At 43.6% G+C, this 2,747-nt stretch carries 4 protein-coding genes; 1 reads left to right on the top strand and 3 read right to left on the bottom strand.

Annotation, left to right across the window (positions count from 1 at the left end; genetic code table 11):
* The 3 genes from AWV70_RS11760 to AWV70_RS25095 all read right to left on the bottom strand — a co-directional run.
* Positions 1 to 450: NADPH-dependent FMN reductase (locus AWV70_RS11760; protein WP_235588637.1), on the bottom strand; the 450-nt coding region annotated here is incomplete at its 3' end.
* A gap of 184 nt (positions 451 to 634) precedes the next feature.
* Complete coding sequence (locus tag AWV70_RS23840) at positions 635 to 790, bottom strand: hypothetical protein (protein ID WP_160327657.1); 156 nt, start codon at positions 788 to 790, stop codon at positions 635 to 637.
* 37 nt (positions 791 to 827) lie between these two features.
* Positions 828 to 950, bottom strand: a complete 123-nt coding sequence (locus AWV70_RS25095; protein WP_268777741.1) for a hypothetical protein — start codon at positions 948 to 950, stop codon at positions 828 to 830.
* Positions 951 to 1,485: 535 nt separating this feature from the next.
* Here AWV70_RS25095 and AWV70_RS11755 point away from each other — a divergent pair.
* Complete coding sequence (locus tag AWV70_RS11755; RefSeq protein WP_153009972.1) at positions 1,486 to 2,310, top strand: squalene/phytoene synthase family protein; 825 nt, start codon at positions 1,486 to 1,488, stop codon at positions 2,308 to 2,310.
* Positions 2,311 to 2,747: the final 437 nt, after the last annotated feature.

The raw sequence follows: 2,747 nt of genomic DNA, 5'->3' as shown, positions 1-2,747 counted from the left end.
CTCATGGATTGAGCCGATGTACACTTCATTGTTCGGCAAAATTGCAGGGGATAGCATCGGGTTCGTCAAAATTTCACGCAAGTGCAATTGCGCGCGGACGCTTCCCAACACACCCATTGACGCACCTACGATGAAAGCAGGCTTGTCTTTGATCGCAAAATTGCTTCGGGATAGCCAGTCTACCGCATTTTTCAACGATCCAGGAATCGAGAAGTTGTATTCAGGAACAGCGAAAAGGACCGCATCTGAATCCCTTACATTGTCCAGAAAATCTTTAACGTTCTCTGGCTGATTGTTTTCTATATCAACGGAAAACATATCGACATCATTAATGAAGACAGGTGTGATATCAAGTTTACCCGCATATTTCTTTCTCAAATATTCAACTACCTTCAAGTTGTATGAAGTGGAGCTAGTGCTTCCGATAATTGCTTTTACTGAAATAGTCATTTTGTTGTCGTACTCCTTTTCTTTTTTCATCTTAGAATAGCCTTTCGATTGCAAGGTATACAACCCTTTTCATCCAGGGCACGATTTGTTACTTGGTGATTATCTCACATTCAAGATAGTTTTGTAACTAATATGCTCATACAAAAAAACGCTCCCCTCTGCAAATCGGGGAGCGTTCCTTTTATTAGTTGGAGAAGCTGAAGAAAATCATCCAGAAAGGAGCACTTTTCCGCTCTTTCCGTCTCCGTTTGAGCGCTCTTTGCCCCAAGCGGTACAGTTCGACTTCCTTTCGCATATCATCCATTTGTCGTTGAATTACTTCTCTATCAATTGTATACATATATATTCTCCTATTGGAGAGGGACCAGAAAACGAGATTACAATCGGCGTTCACCAGTTGTGTCGCCATTACCATCTATCCATTTTGGAGATTCCCACTCCATCAATTTTTTTGTGTTTTTTCTTTCGTTCTGTTCACGTTGTGCATATTGAATAATCATCTTGCTTTTCCTCCTTTATGTTTTATTTGAATCAATTCACTTGCAGATCGCAACGCTACCCACTTTCCAGAGACTCCACCATCAATACTTTCCGTCGCTGACATTCATTCATCATCAGAACCACTCCTTTTTCAAATTAAATTTATGTCACACGCAGAGCGTGAAAACACCGAATTTTCCTTCAGATAAAGACGCAAAAAAACACACGCCTTTTGCATAAGCGTGTGCTCATATAAAAGAACGGCATACCATGCCATTCCTCGGTCTACAATTAGAAAGAGAGATTTGTCAGGCACGGGTCAAGTATTAAATTATATTGGATTAGAATTGCGTTTTTCATGTTCCGTACCTCCTTTTTGATAGTTAGAATAACTTACTTATCGAGGATACCATTTCCAATTATTCATTGTCAATAGGAAATTTGAAAAAGTTCTTCTTTTTTTATTTATCCCACAAAGATAGGGTTGGCAACTGCTTCATGGAATAGTGTATGATAATCAATAAGAACTGCTTCAAAAAATGAAGGAGGACCCCCATTATGAACGAAGCGAAATTGCAAAAAGAAGCAATGCATGTACTGAAGCTGACGAGCAGAACCTTCTATATACCGATTAAATTGCTCAATCCCACTTTGCGAAAAACGGTGGGCTCCGCTTATTTATGCATGCGCGCAATCGATGAAATAGAAGATCATGAGGAATTGCATCCAGAAAGCAAGCAGCATTTGTTAAAGACTACAAGCAAGCTGTTGCAAACCGATTTTTTTGACGTTGCCGCGTATCGGGCACTCCTGAAGCCCTATGAAAACCTGTTGCCGGAAGTGACATTGCGGCTTGGCGATTGGCTCGCTGTATGTCCCGCAGGTATCGTTGCGAAAGTGAAAGAATCGACGAGCATTATGGCGGACGGCATGGCGAAATGGGTCGGCAGGAACTTCTTGATTCAAACAAAAGAGGATTTAGACGATTATACATACTATGTTGCGGGTCTCGTCGGTGTGATGCTTTCCGATATTTGGGAGCAGTATGACGGCACGAAGACAGATCGGGACTTGGCAATCGGGTATGGCCGCGGATTGCAGGCCGTCAACATGCTGCGCAATCAGGACGAGGATGCGGAGCGCGGTGTCCGTTTCCTTCCTGACGGTTGGGACAGGCATGACCTGTTCGAATATGCGGAATCGAATTTGAAAAAGGCCGATGACTATATCGAATCGATTTCGAATAAAAACATCCTGCTGTTCTGCAAAATCCCCCTTGCCCTGGCAAAGCGGACGATCGGCGCGCTGCATGGCGGGCAGGAGAAGATGAACCGGGCAGAGGTAGAGTCGACAGTAGATGCGATTTTGAAAGAAGTATGATAAAAAGCGGAGGGTGGCGGAACCACTGCTCGCAAAAGGCTTTAGAGGAAGGCAGTCTAAGTTCGCCACTTCCTGTGGCAACGACTGCATACCCGCATCCCTGCGGGCACGAAACGGCGTCCTTTGCCGTGTAGCAGAGTTGACTTATGACCCGAGCAAATCGAACTGTGTAAGGTTCGATTTGCCGTATTTCTGCGCTTTTTGCAGAAATTAAGGCAGTCTTTTTTGCCACCCTGAGTCTGGACGATAACAAAGATAAAGAGAACGGATTAATGAGCGCTTGTACAAGATTATGATCACTTGCGGGGATTTATGAGCGCTTGTACAGGTTTATGATCACTTGCGGGGATTTATGAGCGCTTGTACAGGTTTATGATCACTTGCGGGGATTTATGAGCGCTTGTACAGGTTTATGATCACTTGCGGGGATTTATGAG

Source organism: Sporosarcina koreensis (assembly GCF_001531445.1).
Lineage (GTDB): Bacteria > Bacillota > Bacilli > Bacillales_A > Planococcaceae > Sporosarcina > Sporosarcina koreensis_C.
Note: the sequence above shows the minus strand (reverse complement) of the source record. Positions and strands in the feature narration are given on the sequence as shown.